Source organism: Streptomyces sp. 549 (genome assembly GCF_030124175.1).
GTDB lineage: Bacteria > Actinomycetota > Actinomycetes > Streptomycetales > Streptomycetaceae > Streptomyces.
This window is the reverse complement of record NZ_JASKMT010000016.1, coordinates 77,753-93,109: the sequence shown is the minus strand read 5'-3', so window position 1 is coordinate 93,109 and position 15,357 is coordinate 77,753. Positions and strand designations below refer to the sequence as shown.

Genomic DNA, 15,357 nt, shown 5'->3' with positions numbered 1-15,357 from the left:
AGACCGCGCCTACGTCGTCAGACCTCACGTACGTCGGGGGCCGGGCCGGACGTCGGCACCGGGTCGGCGCCGAGCGCCTCGCGGTACCGCTCGGCGTGCGTCTCGTCCAGGTACGGGCTGAGCCGCAGCAGCACCCGGCCCGAGAGGTAGCCGCGCTCGGCCCGGGCGGGAATGCCCACCGCCTCGTCCTGGAGGCGTTGCGCGCGCTCCCGGGCGGCCTCCGCGTCCGCGAAGACCTCGATGACCCCGCCCAGCGCCACACTGCCCGGGTCGTTGTCGGCCACCAGCCCGCCGTCCACCCGGTCGTCCTCGAACGACACCTTGCTGCGGTAGCCGTCCGCGCGGCCCAGCAGGTGGTCGGGGTCGGTCGCGGGGGTCAGCGTCGCCTCGTGCTCCACCGGCAGCCCCGCCGACTTCAGTCGCCGCAGCTCGGACTGCGCCTCGGCGGTCACCGCGACGGTGACCTCGGCCGCCTGGGTGCGCGGCGCGGCCGGCCGGTCGCCCGTGGTCAGGGCACCCAGAGCCGCCGCCGCGCCGGTGACGGACAACGCCACCACACACGCGACGGTCACCACCTTGCCCGGGAACCTCACGGCCCTCATCACCCTCGCCCTGCATCGGCCCTGCGCCCCTGAGCAGCGTAGTGCGGGACGGCCGGATCGTATACGCCGACCGCCCCGATGTGGTGAACACCCAGCCGCCGGCCGCAGCGGGAGTCAGCGCACGCTCAGGCTGGGGAGCTCGTGCCTGCCCTGCGCGGGGACTGATCCGACCTGCGCCTCCTCCTGGGGGTTGCGCCGCCTGCCCCACCGCTGAGCCGTCCGCCGCCACAGGCGGGGCAGGGCGGCGTAGAAGCGGTCGGGAAGGAACACGGCGTCCGCGATGATCATGGCGCCCGAGAAGAACGGCAGCCCCAGCAGCACCGCGATGCCCAGGTGCATGCCGAGCAGCACCACGAGCACGGGGTACTTGAGTCTGCCGAACAGCACGAACGGGAAGGCGACCTGGGTGAGAACGGTCAGATAGCTGATGACCGCGATCGCCAGCGGGTACTGGTCCACGAAGTGGGAGAGCGCGGGCCAGGGCTGGAAGAGTTCGAGGTGCAGGACGTAGTGGAGTGCGGTTCCGTCGGCCCAGAACGAGCCCTGGACCTTGTAGAGGCCGGCTGATCCGTACAGGAAGCAGACCTGAGCCGCGATGACGAACATGCCGCAGTTGTGCACCACCGTGACCAGGGTGGTGCGGGCGGCGTGGAACTGCTGCGCGGAGAAGCTTTTCACCCGCTCCGGCGCGCCGGCCGGACCGGCCGCCCTCCGCCGAGCCCTCCGCGCGTCCAGGGACCAGCGCCGACCGCACGCGGTGAGCACGAGGTAAAGGGACATCAGCAGGATCAGGTTGTCACCCCCGTCCGTCATGAAGATCGCTCGCGCATGGAAGGAGGCCACCATGACGGCGAACAGAACGGCGGTGGCCCGGGTCCGCCAACCCAGCGCGAACAGTGCGCACGTCACGAGAGCCGCCGCGTAGCACAGCTCGAACCAGGTACGGCTGTCCGACAGGACCAGGAGGCTGTACCAGCCCGACTGGTCGAAGAGCTGCGCGGCCAGTGCGGGAGTCCATGGGGCGTCCGGCCCCCAGATCTCGTGGCGGTGCGGGAACTCGCGTAGCAGGAAGAGCAGGTAGAGCAACCCGAAGCCGATGCGCAGCACCGAGGCGGCGTAGAGGGAGACCGGCTGTTCGGTGAGGAGCGCCCGGTAGGCACGACCCTGGAGGCGGAGCCGGTTCTGGGCCGAGCCGGTGGCCGGGTCCGGCCCCGGAGCTGGACCCGGACCTGTTGGACGATCCGGTGCGCCTGCCTGGAGGGGGAACTCGTGCCGGTGCTCACTTGCCATGACGAGTCACCTTCCACCAGGGCAGCAGCCGCTTCTCGACAGGTGTCCGCGTGCTGTTCCGGACGTCCGCGCCGGGCGCGGCGACGGGGTGGGTGACCACACGAACCTGGATGTAGTCGAATGCGGGGCCGCCGCGGTGTTCGGCGACGCGGTCCGCGGCGACGTTGCTCACGTACTGCTGCATCATCTCGGCCCGTTCCGAGCGCGCCGTGTCGTCCTGGCCGTGCGTCTCGACGTAGGAGGACCAGGCGCGGCGCAGGAGGTTCTGCGCGGTGTGGCTCGGGAACGCATGGTGCTCGATCGCGGACCTGTCCACGGCGGTGAGGTCGAACCACGGGCTGACCTGCGTCGAACCGTCAGGGCCGGTGTGTGCGGTCCGCACCAGGATCTGCCGGTTGACGGCGTCGGGATTCGGGGCGAAGAGTCGCCAGTTCTGTTCGAAGAACGGATACACCCACGCGTCGATCTGCTGGCTGTACCGCCTGGAGACGGGGTTACCGGGCGCCACGTGGAAGAAGACCAGAACGACGTGGGTCAGAGTGGCGGCCAGAACCAGGGAAACCGTCGTATACAGACCCACCCTGCACGCCCGTACGCTCAGCGGCAGCTTTCCAGGTGAATTCGATTCACCATGGCGTTCTCGCGGTGGACCGGATCCGGATTGCTCAGTCTTTTCCACGTCCGCTGCTTCGATTCGGCTCGACACCGTTCACCCTGCTTTCCTGTTGCCAACCGCACTGGTGGTTCTGCGGAGACGCACCGGCGGCGCGCGGCGGGATCGGGGGATTCCGCCGCGCGCCGTCATCCGATGAGGGGGCTCATCGCTGCCCTCTGACTAGGCCCCGTCGCCCTGGTGCTTCGCGGGCTTCGGCACGTCGTCGTAGCCGTAGTGGTTGCCGTGGCCGGGCTTGCCTCCGTGGTCGTGGTCGTGCCCGTGACCGGGCTTGCCTCCGTGGTCGTGGTCGTGCCCGTGACCGGGCTTGCCTCCGTGGTCGTGGTCATGGCCGTGGCCGGGCTTGCCTCCGTGGTCGTGGTCATGGCCGTGACCCGGCTTGCCACCGTGGTCGTGGCCGTGACCCGGCTTGCCGCCGTGGCCGGGCTTGCCGCCGTGCCCATGGCCGGGCCCGCCGGGCTTGCCGCCGTGGCCGCCGGTGGTGTTCCCGACGGTGGTGCCGGCGGTGTTGCCGGTGGTGACGTTGTTGCCTGCGGTGACGTTGTTACCGGCGGTGTTCCCCACGGTGTTCCCGGAGGAGCTTCCGCCGGTGAGGATCGGTCCACCCAGCAGGCCGCCGCTGGTGATGAGGCCGCCGCCGATCAGACCCCCGGTCGTGCCGGTGGTGGTGCCACTGGTCGTCCCACTGGTCGTCCCGTTGGTGGTGCCGTTGGTGGTCCCGTTCGTCGTGCCGTTGGTGGTGCCGTTCGTGGTCCCGTTGGTCGTCCCGTTGGTCGTCCCGTTCGTGGTCGTGCCGGTGCAGCCGCTCAGGAAGATCCTGTTGTCGTCGAGCGTCACGGCGCCGTTGCGGGCCAGGGCCCGGCCCTCGATGTTCGTGCCCGTGGTCACGCTGATCGAGGTCAGCGCCATGATGGTGCCCACGAAGGTGGAGGTGGTGCCGAGCGTGGCCGAACTCCCGATCTGCCAGTACACGTTGCACGGCGAGGCGCCGTTCGTGAGCAGCACCCGGCTGGAGGAGGCCGTCGTCAGGGCTTCGGGGATCTGGAACACCCAGACGGCGTTGGGGTCTCCACCTGCGTCCAGAACGAGGTCGCCCGTGAGGCCGACACCGGACGACGCGGTGTGGACGCCGGGAAGAAGGGTGTCGCCGTTGCCGATTCCCGCCGCGAGGGCGAAGTCCGTGGCCTGGCTCGCGGCCTGGTTGTAGGCCGTGACCAGGTCGTCCTTGGCGATGTTCGCCACCTCGTCTGCGGAGTGCACCGAGCCGAGCACCTCACCCGGGGGGAATCCGGTGATGGCCGTGCCCGGGCTCACACCGAGATCCTGACTGATCACGGTGGGGCCGGTGTTGGTGACCTCGGAACCTGCCAGAACCGAGAAACTGGCGGCCGTACCCAGGGGTACGGGAGTGGCGATGGCCAGCGCCGGGGTCGACATGACGGCGACCATCACGGCGGCGACCGCGCCGGCGACGCCGGTGGTCAACCAGCGGGTGAACGCGCGGCGCCCGGCCGCCTGGGGGATCTTCAGCTTCATCGAGAGGCCATTTCCTGTGGGAGAGCCGTGGCCAGCCGGGCCTCGTCGATCGCCCGGGAGCCTTGGGGAATTGGTGGCACATTAGGCGCAACTCTTCCCCTGGCCCCAGCACATGCGGCGTGCGTCGGAAAGTTTCGCGAATTCACACTCCAATGCGCGGCAGAACTCCAGAATTCATTCTTACGATGATCCGGGCGTCCTCGTGAAAAAACGAATCGGCAATTCGAATGTGCCGATTATCCGCCGTCTCTGGGTTTGAACTCGACCTGCCTTGCGGATATTCGTGATCGTTTCGGCGGGCGTGTGATCTCGGGAGACCGGGTCAACCGGTTTCCCGGCGCGCGAAGATCACGAATGCCCTGGTCGCGCCGCGGTCCGCACCTCGGTGCGAACCGGAGCGCGTGACGCCCGGTCACGCCGCGGTGGGCTCAACGGGCGGACGGGAGGACCGGGACGCCTGCGGCGAGAGGCGGAGTGGGATGTCCCGGCTCAGGGCCACACCAGGCAGTACGGCTGGTGCCCCGCCTCGTGCAGGCGGTGGGAGAAGTCCTGCCACTCGTGCAGCAGGCGGTAGACGTCGAAGGCGTCGCGCGGGCCGCCGCGGTCGGGCACGGTGGACCAGATGAACGCCGCGGCGCCGACGGACTCCTCGCCGATGCCCCGCAGCGGGTCGACGACCGTCATGGGCAGCTTCACCACGGCGTAGTCCGGGTGCAGCACGACCAGTTCGAGCGGCGGCACGCGGTGCAGCGGCACGCCCTCGATGCCGGTGAGCACCATCGCGGCCATGGTCTCCGGCTTGATCTTGGTGAACATGCCGCCCTGGCCGAGCTCGTCGCCGCCCAGCTCCTCGGGGCGCATGGAGATGGGGACGCGCGCCGCGGTGGCGCCGTCCGGCGCACCGAAATACTTGTAGGTCACCCCCACGGGGCTGCCACCCTTGCTGTTCCTCGTCTCCGCCGCATCGCGCCGATGACGGCCGCGCGGGACGCTCTCCGGCTCGAGGTCCCCGGCCCCCTCGCCCAGTCCGCCTCCGCGCATGTCACCACCTGACTACTCGCGGCCCCCGCCGCACAACCCGATCATCGTTCCAGAGACCTCCCCTCTGTACGCCCGGCGAAACGCCGGACCGCACAAGCGGACGAAGCTCTGTCACCATGGTCGGCGTGAGCTATCCGTACGAAGCACCAGTATCGCAGTCGCTCTACGACCGTGCCGCCGTCGTGACACCGGGAGGCGTGAACTCTCCCGTGCGGGCCTTCCGCGCCGTGGGCGGTACGCCCCGGTTCATGGTGTCCGGTACCGGTCCGTACCTCACCGACGCCGACGGTCGGGAGTACGTGGACCTCGTCTGCTCGTGGGGGCCGATGATCCTCGGCCACTCCCACCCGGCGGTCGTCGAGGCCGCGCAGGCGGCGGTCGCCCGCGGCACGTCCTTCGGCACGCCCGGCGAGGGCGAGGTGGAACTCGCCGAGGAGATCACCGCGCGGATCGGGCCGGTCGAGCAGGTCCGCCTGGTGTCGTCCGGCACCGAGGCGACCATGTCCGCGATCCGGCTGGCCCGCGGCTTCACCGGTCGCGCCAAGGTCGTGAAGTTCGCCGGCTGCTACCACGGACATGTGGACGCGCTGCTGGCCTCCGCCGGTTCCGGGCTGGCCACCTTCGCGCTGCCGGACACGCCCGGCGTCACCGGCGCGCAGGCCGGCGAGACGCTGGTCCTGCCCTACAACGACCTGGACGCCGTCCGGGCGGTGTTCGCCGCGCACCCGGACGAGATCGCCTGTGTCATCACCGAGGCGTCGCCCGGCAACATGGGCGTCGTTCCGCCCGCCGAGGGCTTCAACGCCGGGCTGAAGGAACTGTGCCGGGCGAACGGCGCGCTGTTCCTCTCCGACGAGGTCATGACGGGCTTCCGGGTGTCCAAGGCCGGCTGGTACGGCATCGACGGCGTGGAGCCGGACCTGATGACCTTCGGCAAGGTCATGGGCGGCGGCTTCCCCGCGGCGGCCTTCGGCGGCCGGGCCGACGTGATGGCGCACCTCGCGCCGGCCGGGCCCGTCTACCAGGCGGGCACGCTGTCGGGCAATCCCGTCGCCACCGCCGCGGGCGTCGCGCAGCTTCGGCACCTCGACGACGCGGCGTACGCCCGGGTCGACGCCGCGTCGCTCGCAGTGCGCGGCATGGTCGGCGAGGCGCTGGCCAAGGAGGGCGTCGCCCACCGGGTGCAGACCGCGGGCAACATGTTCTCGGTGTTCTTCACCGCCGAGCCGGTCGTCGACTACGACGGCGCCCGCGCCCAGGAGGCGTTCCGCTTCACGGCGTTCTTCCACGCGATGCTCGCCGCCGGCGTGTACCTGCCGCCGTCCGCGTTCGAGTCGTGGTTCGTCTCCGCCGCGCACGACGACCGCGCCCTGGAGCGGATCGCCGCCGCCCTGCCGGCCGCCGCCCGTGCCGCCGCCGAGGCGGTGCCGTCGTGAGCGGGACCCCGCGCCCCGCGCGCGAGAAGACGGTGACCGTGGTGCACCTCATGCGGCACGGCGAGGTGGAGAACCCGACCGGCGTGCTCTACGGCAGGCTGGCCGGATACCACCTGTCCGACCTGGGCCGGCGGATGGCCGACCGGGTCGCGGAGCACCTGGCCGAGCGGGACGTCACCGCCGTGGTGGCGTCCCCGCTGGAACGCGCGCAGGAGACGGCGCAGCCGATCGCGAAGACACACGGCCTGGACCTGGGCACCGACCTGCGCCTGATCGAGGCCGGCAACGTCTTCCAGGGCAAGACCTTCGGCGTCGGCGACGGCGCGCTGCGCAGGCCCGCCAACTGGAAGCACCTTCGCAACCCGTTCCGCCCGTCGTGGGGCGAGCCGTACATGGAGCAGGTCGTGCGGATGAAGGGCGCGCTCGACGCGGCGAAGGACGCGGCCTTCGGGCACGAGGCGGTGTGCGTCAGCCACCAGCTGCCGATCTGGATCGTGCGCAGCTTCGTGGAGCGCCGCCGCCTGTGGCACGACCCGCGGAGCCGCGAGTGCACGCTTGCGTCGCTGACCAGCTTCACCTACCTGGGTGACGACATCGTCTCGGTCGGCTACTCCGAGCCGGCCCGCGACCTCGTGCCGCCGCACCTGCTGGCGGGGGCGAAGCCGGTCAAGGGCGCCAAGGGCTTCGGCGCCTGACCCGGACTGACCCGGACTGACCCCGACTGACCCGGGCTGATAGTGCCTGACCCGGGCCGCCGGTCGGCGCGGCTGATCAGGGGGGACGTTCGGGACAAGGGGGGCGCGGCAGGGTTTTCGAGAGCGCATGCGAAACTTTTCACATGAGTCTCAGCCGCGCCCCCCGACGCCGTCCGGTCCGCCGGGTCCTCGCGCTCACGGCCGCCGCAGGCACCGCCTCACTCGCACTGGCCGGCTGCGGCCTCCTCGGTGGGGGCGACACGGGTGGCGCCAAGCAGGGCGGTTCCGGCAACGACACGAAGTTCGTGCAGGGCACCGGCCAGATCACCCGGGTCGCCGAGGCGGACCGCGAGATGGCGCCGGACATCTCCGGCGAGACGGTCGACGACAAGGAGCTGCGGCTCTCCGACTACCGCGGCAAGGTCGTCGTGCTGAACGTGTGGGGCTCGTGGTGCGCGCCCTGCCGGGCCGAGGCGCCGAACCTGGCGAAGGTCGCCAAGGACACCGCCGACCAGGACGTGCAGTTCGTCGGCATCAACACCCGCGACCTCGACAAGGCCAACGCACGGGCCTTCGACCGCAACTACGGCATCGAGTACCCGAGCCTGTTCGACCCCAGCGGCAAGCTGATCCTGAAGTTCCCCAAGGGCAGCCTCAACCCGCAGTCGATCCCCTCCACACTCATCCTCGACCGGGAGGGCCGGATCGCCGCGCGGGCGCTGAAGGCGCTCGGCGAGAAGGAACTGCGCGAAGCCCTGGACCCGGTCGTCGCGGAGCAGCGGGCAGGGCAGTGAGCTGACCATGCACCTGCTCGCCGCCGCAACCGACAGCAACCAGACGGTCCTCACCGGGGCCCTGCTGCTGGCGATGCCGATCGCGCTCCTGGGCGGGCTCATATCGTTCTTCTCGCCCTGCGTGCTGCCGCTGGTGCCCGGCTACCTGTCGTACGTCACCGGCATCGGCGGCACCGACCTGGCCCAGGCTCGGCGCGGCCGGATGCTCGCCGGGGCGCTGCTGTTCGTGCTCGGCTTCACGGCGGTGTTCGTCTCCACCGGGGCCTTCTTCGGCTACTTCGGCAACACACTCCAGGAGCACAAGCGGGTCATCTCCATCGTCCTGGGCAGCCTCACCATCCTGCTCGGCCTCGTGTTCATGGGCGTGCTGCCCGGCATCACCCAGCGGGAGTTCCGCTTCCACCGCAAGCCCGCCGTGGGACTGGCGGGCGCGCCGATGCTGGGTGTGCTGTTCGGCGTCGGCTGGACGCCGTGCATCGGGCCGACACTGGCCGCCGTGCAGACGCTGGCGGTCAACGAGGCGAGCGCCGGGCGCGGCGCGCTGCTGATGGTGGCGTACTGCCTGGGGCTCGGCCTGCCGTTCGTCTTCGCGGCGCTCGCCTTCCGGCGGGCGCTGGGCGCGTTCGGCTGGGTCAAGCGGCACTACGCGTGGGTGATGCGCGTCGGCGGCGGCATGCTGGTCGTCATCGGCGTGCTGCTCGTGACGGGGATCTGGGACCGGCTCGTCTACGAGCTGACCGTCTGGTCCAGCCAGTACACCGTGGGAATCTGAGGCGATGAGCGACACCGGCACGGGCAGCAGCACCGACAGCAGGAACGGCACCGACCCGGCGGACATGGCCGAGACCAGGGTGACGGCCGACGCCGCCGAGACGGCCGACGCCGCGGAGGCCAGAGACGCGCGGGAGGCGTCGGCCCAGCTGTCGACGACGCCCGAGCAGGAGCAGTCCGAGCCGCCGAACCTGCCGTCGCTGGGCGTGATCGGCTGGGCCCGCTGGTTCTGGCGGCAGCTCACCTCGATGCGGGTCGCACTGATCCTGCTGCTGCTGCTCTCCCTGGGCACCGTGCCCGGCTCGCTCATCCCGCAGAACAGCGTGGACGCCGCGAAGGCGGCCGAGTTCCGGCAGAACAACCCGACGCTGTCCGGCTTCTACGAGACGTTCCAGCTGTTCGACGTGTACAGCTCGGTGTGGTTCTCCGCGATCTACATCCTGCTGTTCGTCTCGCTGATCGGCTGCATCGTGCCGCGCAGCTGGCAGTTCGTCGGCCATCTGCGGGCCCGCCCGCCGCGCGCCCCGCGTCGGCTGGACCGGATGCCCGCCTACACGACCTGGCACACCGACGAGGACCCCGAGCAGGTGCTGGAGGCGGCCCGCTCCACGCTGCGCCGCCGCCGCTTCCGGACCGAGGCGGACGGCCCCGGCGGCTCGGTGGCGGCGGAGAAGGGCTACCTGCGGGAGGCCGGCAACCTGGTCTTCCACGTGGCGCTGATCGTCATGCTGGTGGCCTTCGCGGCCGGGCAGCTGTGGCGGTCCGAGGGCGGCAAGCTGATCGTGCAGGGCGACGGCTTCGCGAACACGCTCACCCAGTACGACGACTTCCGCGCCGGCTCGCTCTACAGCACCGACAGCCTCGACTCGTTCGGCTTCACGCTGGACTCGTTCCACTCCAGCTTCGAGCCCAGCGGCCCGCAGAAGGGCACTCCGCGCGAGTTCCGCGCGGACGTCACCTACTGGGAGGGCGCGGACGGCGAGGAGAAGAAGGCCGCGATCGAGGTGAACCGGCCGCTGAGCGTCGGCGACTCCAAGGTGTTCCTGCTGGCGCACGGCTACGCGCCGGTCGTCTCCGTCACCGACGGGCAGGGCGACGTGGCGTTCCGCGGGCCGGTGCCGTTCCTGCCGCTGGACGCGAACGTCACCTCGCAGGGCGTGGTGAAGGTGACCGACTACCGCGACGCGAAGGGGGAGAAGGACCAGCTGGGCTTCCAGGGGTTCTTCGTGCCCACCTACCTGCCCGGGTCCGGCCAGATGGCCTCGCAGTTCCCGGCCCTCACCAACCCGGCGCTGTTCCTCACCGCCTACCGCGGCGACCTGGGCGTGGACGGTGGCCAGCCGCGCAGCGTCTACCAGCTCGACGTGGAGAAGATGAAGCAGTTCACCGAGAAGGGCGGTGATCCGCTGGCGAAGGTGCTGGAACCGGGCGACACCATGGAGCTGCCGAACGGCGCGGGTGAGCTGAGGTTCGAGAGCGTGGAGCGCTGGGCGAGCTTCCAGATCTCCCAGGAGCCCGGCAAGGGCTGGGCGCTGGGCGGCGCGGTCGCCGCGGTGCTGGGCCTGGCCGGGTCGCTGTTCCTGTCCCGCCGACGGGTGTGGGTGCGCGCGGTGGCCGGACCGGACGGGCGTACCGTCGTGGAGATGGCCGCGCTGGGCCGCAGCGAGTCCGCGAGGGTGCCCGAGGAACTGGGCGACCTCGCCGAACGCCTGCGGCACGCCGCCCCCCTCGCCCCCGCCCGCCCCGAAGCCGTCAGCACCGCATCGCCTGACAGTCCCGAAGCCCCCGCCAGCCCCGAATCCCCCGCCAGTCCCGCCCGTACCGACCGTTCCGCCGAAGGAGCCGGCCAGTGAACTTCGCCGCGGCCAACAACCAGTCGCTCGCCGACATCAGCAACGTGCTCGTGTACTCGGCCATGGCCGTCTACACGCTCGCCTTCGTCGCGCACATCGCCGAGTGGGTCTTCGGCAGCCGCAGCCGGGTCGCGCGCACCGCGGCGGCGCTGAGCCCGGGGCGCAGGCGGGACGCCGACGCGTCCTCCTCCGCCGCTGCGCCGGGCTCCGGTCCGGCCGCCGCGTCGGCCGGCGGCACGGACGTGCTGGAGCGCCCCCGGATCGTCACCCGCTCCTCCGCGGCCGGCCGGCCGGACGTGCCGGACGGGCCCGGTGCGGCCGGCGGCGACGTGCAGGGCGACACGTACGGGCGCATCGCCGTCGCCCTGACCGCACTGGCCTTCGTGGTGCACGCCGCGGGCGTCGTGGCCCGCGGGCTGTCGGTGGAACGGGTGCCGTGGGCCAACATGTACGAGTTCTCGACCACCTTCTCCATGGTGGTCGTCGGCGCGTACCTGGTGCTGCTGGCGACCGGCAGGAACGTGCGCTGGGTGGGTCTGCCGCTGGTGACGACGGTCCTGCTGGACCTGGGTCTGGCCACCACGGTGCTCTACACCGAGAGCGACCAGCTGCCGCCCGCGCTGGACTCGTACTGGCTGTGGATCCACGTCTCGCTGGCGATCGTCTGCGGCGCGCTGTTCTACCTGGGCGCGGTCGGCACGGTGCTCTACCTGTTCCGCGACCGCTACGAGGCGAAGCTGGAGCGCGGCGGCAAGCCGGGCGCGTTCGCCACCTCGGTCATGGAGCGGCTGCCGGCCTCCGCCTCGCTGGACAAGTTCGCCTACCGCATCAACGCGGCCGTCTTCCCGTTCTGGACCTTCACCATCATCGCGGGCGCGATCTGGGCCGAGAGCGCCTGGGGCCGGTACTGGGGCTGGGACCCCAAGGAGGTCTGGTCCTTCATCACCTGGGCCGCCTACGCCTGCTACCTGCACGCCCGCGCCACCGTCGGCTGGAAGGGCCGCAAGGCCGCCTACCTGGCGCTGGTCGCCTTCGCCTGCTGGCTGTTCAACTACTACGGCGTCAACATGTTCGTCGACGGTCTGCACTCCTACTCCGGCGTGTAGCCGCGCCCGGCCCCTTTCGGCACGCCGTCAGCCCCCGCGCCCTCACGGGTACGGGGGCTGACGGCGTGCCGGTGCGGCGGGCTGGTGTGACCGGTTCTCGGGGTGCAGGGCTAAAGGGCTGCCCCGCGCCGGCTGCCCGCGCTCTCGCGTACTCGTCGGCGTCAACGTGATAAGCGTGAATAACCCACAGGCGGGACCTCTGTTCAGGTCACCCTTTGGCGAACCGCTGAAACGCTGAGCCGCACAAGCCCAGCCCGGATACGTGGCCCATCCAGCAAACACGACTTTCCAGACGAAAATTAGGATCATGCCGAAAGTGCGCTTGAATGCTGAATCGTTCCGTCGCGGGAGTGTCTCCATGCAGCAATCCCAAGACGAAAAGGAGCCGGTGAAATGGCCGACTGGAAGCAGATCAGCGGTGCGCTCGTCCGGATCTCGGCAGGGTCCAGGACCAATGTGTGGGGCGTGAACTCGGGCGGGAACATCTACCGCTACACCAACAACGACGCCAACCCGTGGGTGCAGGTCCCCGGTGCGCTCACCGACATCGGGGCGGCGGCGGACGGAACCGTCTGGGGCGTGAACTCCGGCGGCAACATCTACCGCTACACCGGCGATCTGCCCGGCTGACCCCCAACCACTCGGCATCCCGCCGCCGGAAGCCGGTCCGGTCACGCCCCTGGGCGTGACCGACCTCGGCGCAAGCAGAAACGGCGAGCAACCTCCCGATCAGGCGATCCACGCCGCGGAGGCGGAGGGCTGGGCAGCGCCGTCGCGCGCGTCGTGGCATCGTGGCGGCATGACCCTCGAAGTCCGCCCGGCGTCGGTGTTCGAGGACGTCCGGGCCCTGGTCGGCCCGAAGTCTCCCGGTGCCAACGTCTGCTGGTGCCTGAGTTACCGGCTCCCGTCCAGGCTCAACAACGAACTCCGCGGGCCGGCCCGCGGTGAGTACGTCGGCGAGCTGTGCCGTGGGCAGCCCCCGCCGGGGGTGCTTGCCTATGACGGCGGCGAGGCGGTCGGCTGGGCCGCGGTGGCGCCGCGCTCGGACACGTCCTTCGCCCGCAGCCGCACCATCCCGCGCATCGACGACCTGCCCGTCTGGTCCCTGTGGTGCATCCGGGTCCGCCCCGGCCATCGCAGGCGGGGGATCTCGCACGCCCTGATCGCCGGGGCGGTCGAGTTCGCCCGCTCCCACGGCGCACCGGTGATCGAGGCGTATCCCCTGGACAACGGTGACGCCCGGGTGGACACGACGATGGCGTATGCCGGGATCCGCAAGAACTTCGAGCGCGCCGGGTTCAGCCACGCGGCCGACACCACCTCGGTGCTGGCCGGTCATCCCCGGGTCCTCCTGCGGCTCGACCTGCGCTGAAGCATCCGTCCTGGGCCCCGGCGGCCGGCGTGCCGGGGCTCAGGAGGCGGCTCAGGCGCCGCCGTCCTCACCGTCGCCGGGCCGCTCGGAGGCGCCGCCCGTACCCTTCCCCGGCTCCGCACCCGGGTCCGTCTCGGTGCCGCCGGCTCCGAGGTAGGACTTCCAGCCGCCGGCCGGCTCCTGGCCGACGCCGAGGCCGCGGAGCTTGTCCAGGGTCTCCGGCCGCTGCACGTCCAGCCAGTCGACGAACTGGCGGAAGGACACCATGCGCACGTCCTTGTGCTTGGCGTCGCCGATGTGCTTGATCGCCTCCTCGACGGCGTCCATGTAGATGCCGCCGTTCCACTGCTCGAAGTGGTTGCCTATGAACAGCGGCGCCCGGTTCGTCTCGTAGGCCCGCTGGAAGCCGGCGACGTAGGCGCCGGTGGCCTGCTTGCGCCAGGCCGGGTACTCCGACGCCGGACCCTTGGTGTTGGCGCCCTCGGACTGGTTGGCGAGGATGTTGTAGTCCATCGACAGCACCTCGAAGGAGCGGCCGGGGAACGGGATCGACTGGAGCGGCAGGTCCCAGACGCCCTGCTTCTTCGCCGGCCAGACCTGGAGGCCCCCGGAGGAGCTGGAGTCGTAGCGCCACTTCAGCTCGGCGGCGGTCGGCAGCAGGTTCTCCTGGCCGAGCAGGCACGGCGTGCGGGCCCCGACGAGTTCCTTGCGGTAGTCGAAGGGCAGCGGTTTCAGGTCGGTGAAACCGGTGTTCGTGCGCCACTTGGCGACGAAGTCCACGGCCTGGTCGATCTCCGACCGCCACTGCTCGGACGTCCAGTTCGCCACCGAGCCGGAGCCGCCGCAGAAGTGCCCGTTGAAGTGGGTGCCCACCTCGTGGCCCTCCAGCCACGCCTCGCGCAGGTTCTCCAGGGTGAGCCGGATGTTCTCGTCCTTGAGGTACCCGATGTCGGACGCGCCGACCGGGTTGTTCGGCGGCCGGTAGAGGTCCTTCTTGGACTCCGGGAGCAGGTACAGCCCGGACAGGAAGAACGTCATCGCGGCGCCGTGGTTCTCGGCGACCTTGCGGAACCGGGGGAACAGGCCGTTGCCGACCTCGCCGGCCCCGTCCCAGGAGAAGATCACGAACTGCGGGGGGCGCTCGCCGGGCTCCAGCGGTCTGGGTTTCGGCGGCTGGTTCGGCTGCGGGCCGGAGTCCTCGGTCGAACCGTCTCCGATCGGCTTGGGCTTCGGCTTGTCGCCCTTCGGGTCCTTGCCGTCCGGCCTGTCGCCGTCCGCGATGGGGCTGTCGTCGAGGGCGCACCCCGCGAGTCCCATGGACACCAGCGCGGCTGCCCCCACTCCCAGCAGCCCGCGCCGGCTTATTCCGCCGTCCTCCGACATCGTGTTCCCCTCGGTCACTCACGTTCGACACAGAGAAGGAGCCCGTGCGCAGCATGCCGGTTCCGGGGCCGCCCATGGATTTGCTGAGCTTTTGCCGTGCGTCGGGGCACCTCGCGCCGGCGCTGCGGCGCCCGAGCCGGGCGCGTCACGGCACTCGGCGCGAGCGGCGAGGCTACGGGACGGCGGCGGGTCGGGTACAGCGCTGCGGCGGCCCCCGGTACGGGAGCCGTCAGTCCGTTACGCGAGGGGGACCGGGCCGTTATCGCGGGCGCTCGGGCGCTCGGGCGCTCGGGCGCCCGGGCGGGACGGGCGGGACGGGCGCGGCCGGAGGTGGGTCGGCTCAGCCGGGCAGCGCGGCGGTGAGGTCCACCTCGACCAGCTGACCCGCGAAGCCCAGCTGTGCGACACCCAGCAGCGTACTGGCGGTGGTGAACGCCGGTCCGAGGGTGGAGGCGGTGAGCCGGTGCCACACGTCGGCCAGGACATCGGTGCTGTCGGTCCGCACGTAGATCACCGAGCGCACCACGTGTTCCGGTCGGGCGTCCACCGCCGCGAGGGCGGCGAGCGCGTTCACGACGACCTGGTCGACCTGCTCGTCCACGGAGCCCGCGCCGACCAGGTCACCGCTCCGGTCGAGCGGGCACTGCCCCGCCAGGTAGGCCGTGCGTCCGGTCTCCACCACGGTGATGTGGTGGTAGCCGGGAGTCTCGTGCAACTGCTCGGGATTGATACGGGTGATCTTCGCTGCCATGCCCCGAGTCTGCCCGGCCTGCCGCGAACAGGCACCACGTTTTCCCGCCGTACC

The 15,357-nt window shown here is 71.0% G+C and carries 15 protein-coding genes; 8 read left to right on the top strand and 7 right to left on the bottom strand.

Going from position 1 to position 15,357, the window contains the following annotated elements; genetic code table 11:
- Nucleotides 1-17: 17 nt before the first annotated feature.
- From QNO07_RS18430 to QNO07_RS18410, 5 genes are all read right to left on the bottom strand, one after another.
- Nucleotides 18-602, bottom strand: a complete 585-nt coding sequence (locus QNO07_RS18430; protein WP_283993241.1) for a hypothetical protein — start codon at nt 600-602, stop codon at nt 18-20.
- 114 nt (nt 603-716) lie between these two features.
- A complete protein-coding gene (locus QNO07_RS18425) occupies nt 717-1,892 on the bottom strand; it encodes an HTTM domain-containing protein (RefSeq protein WP_283993239.1) in 1,176 nt (391 codons plus the stop codon).
- On the bottom strand, nt 1,882-2,571 hold the full coding sequence (locus QNO07_RS18420; protein ID WP_349636849.1) for a DUF5819 family protein: 690 nt from the start codon (nt 2,569-2,571) through the stop codon (nt 1,882-1,884). Before QNO07_RS18420 ends, QNO07_RS18425 begins: the two co-directional genes overlap by 11 nt.
- A 156-nt stretch (nt 2,572-2,727) precedes the next feature.
- Nucleotides 2,728-4,101, bottom strand: a complete 1,374-nt coding sequence (locus QNO07_RS18415; protein WP_283993238.1) for an ice-binding family protein — start codon at nt 4,099-4,101, stop codon at nt 2,728-2,730.
- 489 nt (nt 4,102-4,590) lie between these two features.
- Nucleotides 4,591-5,142: a hypothetical protein gene (locus QNO07_RS18410; protein WP_283993237.1), complete on the bottom strand. Its 552-nt coding sequence runs from the start codon at nt 5,140-5,142 to the stop codon at nt 4,591-4,593.
- A 116-nt stretch (nt 5,143-5,258) separates the two neighbouring features.
- Between QNO07_RS18410 and hemL the strand changes: the two genes are divergently transcribed.
- The 8 genes from hemL to QNO07_RS18370 all read left to right on the top strand — a co-directional run bounded on the left by hemL (nt 5,259) and on the right by QNO07_RS18370 (nt 13,169).
- Nucleotides 5,259-6,578 (top strand): glutamate-1-semialdehyde 2,1-aminomutase, encoded by a 1,320-nt coding sequence (gene hemL / locus QNO07_RS18405; protein ID WP_283993236.1) that lies wholly within the window; start codon nt 5,259-5,261, stop codon nt 6,576-6,578.
- 50 nt (nt 6,579-6,628) lie between these two features.
- Entirely contained in the window at nt 6,629-7,273 is a 645-nt protein-coding gene (locus tag QNO07_RS18400; protein ID WP_283993285.1) for a histidine phosphatase family protein, read from the top strand.
- A 143-nt stretch (nt 7,274-7,416) separates the two neighbouring features.
- Nucleotides 7,417-8,067: a TlpA family protein disulfide reductase gene (locus QNO07_RS18395; protein ID WP_283993235.1), complete on the top strand. Its 651-nt coding sequence runs from the start codon at nt 7,417-7,419 to the stop codon at nt 8,065-8,067.
- Between the two features lie 7 nt (nt 8,068-8,074).
- Complete coding sequence (locus tag QNO07_RS18390; RefSeq protein ID WP_283993233.1) at nt 8,075-8,839, top strand: cytochrome c biogenesis CcdA family protein; 765 nt, start codon at nt 8,075-8,077, stop codon at nt 8,837-8,839.
- 4 nt (nt 8,840-8,843) lie between these two features.
- Entirely contained in the window at nt 8,844-10,691 is a 1,848-nt protein-coding gene (gene resB / locus QNO07_RS18385; RefSeq protein WP_283993232.1) for a cytochrome c biogenesis protein ResB, read from the top strand.
- Complete coding sequence (ccsB, locus tag QNO07_RS18380; protein WP_283993231.1) at nt 10,688-11,797, top strand: c-type cytochrome biogenesis protein CcsB; 1,110 nt, start codon at nt 10,688-10,690, stop codon at nt 11,795-11,797. The genes resB and ccsB overlap by 4 nt, the downstream gene beginning before the upstream one ends.
- A 393-nt stretch (nt 11,798-12,190) precedes the next feature.
- Complete coding sequence (locus QNO07_RS18375; protein WP_283993230.1) at nt 12,191-12,427, top strand: tectonin domain-containing protein; 237 nt, start codon at nt 12,191-12,193, stop codon at nt 12,425-12,427.
- A gap of 169 nt (nt 12,428-12,596) precedes the next feature.
- Nucleotides 12,597-13,169 carry a GNAT family N-acetyltransferase gene (locus QNO07_RS18370; RefSeq protein ID WP_283993229.1) on the top strand — a complete coding sequence of 191 codons (573 nt, stop codon included), beginning with the start codon at nt 12,597-12,599 and terminating at the stop codon, nt 13,167-13,169.
- 51 nt (nt 13,170-13,220) lie between these two features.
- Here QNO07_RS18370 and QNO07_RS18365 read toward each other — a convergent pair whose 3' ends face one another.
- Together QNO07_RS18365 and QNO07_RS18360 are read right to left on the bottom strand one after the other, a co-directional pair.
- Nucleotides 13,221-14,552: a polysaccharide deacetylase family protein gene (locus QNO07_RS18365; RefSeq protein WP_283993228.1), complete on the bottom strand. Its 1,332-nt coding sequence runs from the start codon at nt 14,550-14,552 to the stop codon at nt 13,221-13,223.
- Between the two features lie 340 nt (nt 14,553-14,892).
- Nucleotides 14,893-15,303 (bottom strand): Rid family hydrolase, encoded by a 411-nt coding sequence (locus QNO07_RS18360; RefSeq protein WP_283993227.1) that lies wholly within the window; start codon nt 15,301-15,303, stop codon nt 14,893-14,895.
- Nucleotides 15,304-15,357 lie beyond the last annotated feature (54 nt).

Excerpts from the sequence above, each read along its gene's own strand:
- QNO07_RS18395 (WP_283993235.1), top strand. The coding sequence starts at position 7,417 with ATGAGTCTCAGCCGCGCCCCCCGACGCCGTCCGGTCCGCCGGGTCCTC.
- QNO07_RS18390 (WP_283993233.1), top strand. The coding sequence starts at position 8,075 with ATGCACCTGCTCGCCGCCGCAACCGACAGCAACCAGACGGTCCTCACC.
- QNO07_RS18370 (WP_283993229.1), top strand. The coding sequence starts at position 12,597 with ATGACCCTCGAAGTCCGCCCGGCGTCGGTGTTCGAGGACGTCCGGGCC.
- QNO07_RS18360 (WP_283993227.1), bottom strand. The coding sequence starts at position 15,303 with ATGGCAGCGAAGATCACCCGTATCAATCCCGAGCAGTTGCACGAGACT.
- QNO07_RS18430 (WP_283993241.1), bottom strand. The coding sequence starts at position 602 with ATGAGGGCCGTGAGGTTCCCGGGCAAGGTGGTGACCGTCGCGTGTGTG.
- QNO07_RS18375 (WP_283993230.1), top strand. The coding sequence starts at position 12,191 with ATGGCCGACTGGAAGCAGATCAGCGGTGCGCTCGTCCGGATCTCGGCA.
- QNO07_RS18400 (WP_283993285.1), top strand. The coding sequence starts at position 6,629 with ATGCGGCACGGCGAGGTGGAGAACCCGACCGGCGTGCTCTACGGCAGG.
- QNO07_RS18425 (WP_283993239.1), bottom strand. The coding sequence starts at position 1,892 with ATGGCAAGTGAGCACCGGCACGAGTTCCCCCTCCAGGCAGGCGCACCG.
- QNO07_RS18410 (WP_283993237.1), bottom strand. The coding sequence starts at position 5,142 with ATGCGCGGAGGCGGACTGGGCGAGGGGGCCGGGGACCTCGAGCCGGAG.
- hemL (WP_283993236.1), top strand. The coding sequence starts at position 5,259 with ATGGTCGGCGTGAGCTATCCGTACGAAGCACCAGTATCGCAGTCGCTC.
- QNO07_RS18415 (WP_283993238.1), bottom strand. The coding sequence starts at position 4,101 with ATGAAGCTGAAGATCCCCCAGGCGGCCGGGCGCCGCGCGTTCACCCGC.
- QNO07_RS18365 (WP_283993228.1), bottom strand. The coding sequence starts at position 14,552 with ATGTCGGAGGACGGCGGAATAAGCCGGCGCGGGCTGCTGGGAGTGGGG.
- resB (WP_283993232.1), top strand. The coding sequence starts at position 8,844 with ATGAGCGACACCGGCACGGGCAGCAGCACCGACAGCAGGAACGGCACC.